The organism is Candidatus Halocynthiibacter alkanivorans, from assembly GCF_003333265.1.
In the GTDB taxonomy this organism is placed as follows: Bacteria; Pseudomonadota; Alphaproteobacteria; order Rhodobacterales; family Rhodobacteraceae; genus Halocyntiibacter_A; species Halocyntiibacter_A alkanivorans.
In genome coordinates this window covers 1-2,551 of the sequence record NZ_QOLB01000010.1, presented here as the reverse complement: position 1 = coordinate 2,551, position 2,551 = coordinate 1, and the positions used below count along the sequence as shown (strand labels likewise).

Below are 2,551 nucleotides of genomic sequence, written 5' to 3'. Positions count from 1 at the left end.
ATTTCAGAAAAGTCGAACGCTGCAATGACATAGTCTGAATTGTTAAAGATTTTAAAACGCTTCTCTAACGTTGCTTGAACTAATGGTGATTTTTCAGAGCGGATTAAGGTCGAGGTTGATGTCAAAACAATAGGTGCAAGTCCTTCAATGCAAACCGCGACCGTTAATGGCAGGTCTATCGCGCCAGAAAACTTAATAATCAGGTTTTGTTTGGCAATGCTAAGGTACTTTATTTTGTCTTCAAGTGTTGCGCCAAGTGCTTGTTTATCAGTGTAAAGCTCTTGTGTTACGTCATGAATCTGCACTGCAGAAATCGCATTGCTACTGCGCACTGCATGAATCACACTGTGATCACGAGGGTTGTCGATAAACATGTCTTTTCGTAACTTGCCGGTCAAGAAAGAATTGGTAAAATCACGATTGAAGACTTTATGTAGATTAGAATCATCGTCGTGTAATTTACCGGTTTCGACAAACTTATTGATATTCTGACGCCAGCTATCAACCACCGTATAAACGTAGTGCGCGCCTTTAATACGGCCCTCGATTTTTAAAGAATCAACACCTGCTTCGACCAACTGCGGCAAGTCAAAATAGGCTGAGTTATCTTTTAAGTTAAGCGGAAACTTATTGCCTGTTTTACCCGGCACATATTCATCTCGACAAGCTTGGCTGCAACGACCACGGTTGCCTGAATTGCCCACGCTGACTGAGCTGGAGTAACATTGACCTGAGAAGGCAATGCACAGAGAGCCATGTACAAACACTTCAGTGAGTAATTGGTTGTCGTGGGCGAGGGCCGTTAACGATTTGATCTCTGGCAGATTCAACTCTCGAGATAAATTAATACGAGACGCTCCTGCCTGCTTTAGGAATAAAACTTGTCCAGGGTTGTGTGTGGTTAACTGGGTAGAGGCGTGGATATCTAGACTTGGGAAGTATTTCTTAACTAAGTTAAACAAAGCCAAATCTTGCACAATAATGCCGTCGATGGTGGTATTCACTAACTTGTTGAGCAACTTAAACAATCCCGCCATTTCTTGCTCGAGAATCACCACGTTAATGGTGAGGAATATTTCACAATTGTATTTATGAGCAAGGCGCAACACACCTGTCAGTTCATCAAAAGATAGATTGGAGGCTCTATTGCGGGCATTGAACGTATCTAAGCCGCAATATACCGCATTGGCGCCAGAGACAATGGCTGCTTTAATTGCTTCAACGTCGCCACCGGGGGCTAATAATTCGATCTTTTGTGTTGCTGTGCTCATAAACGGGTGACACCTAATTCTTGATTAAACGGTAGAGTATTATTGGGCGAGGATTTTAGCTTGAAGTGCGGGGCATTGCCATCTATCTATGGGCATATCGGTGTTATTAGTGACTAGATAAGTTTATATGTGTAGCCGCTAAAGTAACGCCGTTCAGGATGGGAGACTGTAGAGCTGATTGTCTAGCCTTCCAATCTTGGGCGATAAGTTGTTGGCGTTGATTTGAGATGCAGGCTCAGTCTCGCACTAACCGCAGCGCCAATGGAAATTGATTAGAGTGGCCATCAACCATCACTTCCCAGAAGTCGATGAAATAAAACATTGTCGGTATGCCTGCTACCTCGCTAATACTCCAGTAAGGTGCACCTTCGCCCATATCCTTAACACCTGGGAAAACCTCGGCGTTGATTGAAGGTTCGGTACAGCTAAGTTCAAGGAGACTAGAAAGCTCTTCTATGTTGGGAATGCGCCAACCATCGGCGAGCGTTGCGGCCATTTGTTTAGCGTCACTTAGACTCATATATTCTATCTCTCCGCTACAACTGTTATCACTGGACCAAGTTGTGCCAACACTACAACGCTGCCAAGTTAGATGGGTCTTGTTGTCTTGAACGATACCTTGTGCAACTTTAAAACGTGACTGGAATTGATGTTGTGCATCAAAGTCGCGGCATTGGGCAAACGCATAATTACCTAAAAACATGACTGAAAAGGCGAAGCTAATAATACTGGTTTTCATGGGGAAATACCTAAGAGGATTAACAGTGAATAATGTAGAGCTAGCCTGGTTCAAAGTTGGCTAAAAGTGAGCCAAGTTCTGTAAAGGCTTGATTAGCAGAATTATATTTATTGATGCTAGTGGCGCTGAAAACTTTTTGCCAATGGAATAAAGGAGTACCGGGGTGCTCATCACTGCTAATAAATTCATAGAGCACGTAATCGAAAAATTGATCATCATAGGCATTGATGATGCTTTTATCTGCAGTGCTAAAATAGATCTTATCTTTATAGCGAACTAAGCTGAAGCCGCTAACTGTCACAGTACTTCCCGATAAAGACAAACTAAAATAGGGGAATTCGTCGTCCACGATGCTGGGCATAATGCTATACCCGCCCTCGGGTTTGTGCACATAAAAGGTGATTGTTTGGCTAAGGTGAGATTTATTGTTGTCGTATTGGGCAAGCAATGCATAATCGATTAAACCGTCATCATTTAAATCTACATTATTAACGCCTTGGTTTAATTCAATAAGATTAAAGGCGTTTGCATTAAATGAAAA

General features: G+C 42.5%; 3 protein-coding genes. All 3 read right to left on the bottom strand.

Annotated elements, in window-relative coordinates; all coding sequences use genetic code 11:
* On the bottom strand, window positions 1–1,271 hold a 1,271-nt coding region (locus DWA01_RS00130), incomplete at its 3' end, for a peptidase U32 family protein (RefSeq protein WP_136057625.1).
* Between the two features lie 235 nt (window positions 1,272–1,506).
* Window positions 1,507–2,010, bottom strand: coding sequence for an Lcl C-terminal domain-containing protein (locus DWA01_RS00125; RefSeq protein ID WP_136057624.1), 504 nt, complete (start codon window positions 2,008–2,010; stop codon window positions 1,507–1,509).
* A 40-nt stretch (window positions 2,011–2,050) separates the two neighbouring features.
* Window positions 2,051–2,551, bottom strand: a 501-nt coding sequence (locus DWA01_RS23030) for a carbapenem self-resistance protein CarG family protein (protein ID WP_160115931.1), incomplete at its 5' end; no start/stop codon positions are given.

What these genes read in the sequence shown, in the direction of transcription:
- DWA01_RS00125 (WP_136057624.1), bottom strand. Translation starts at nt 2,010, where the DNA reads ATGAAAACCAGTATTATTAGCTTCGCCTTTTCAGTCATGTTTTTAGGT.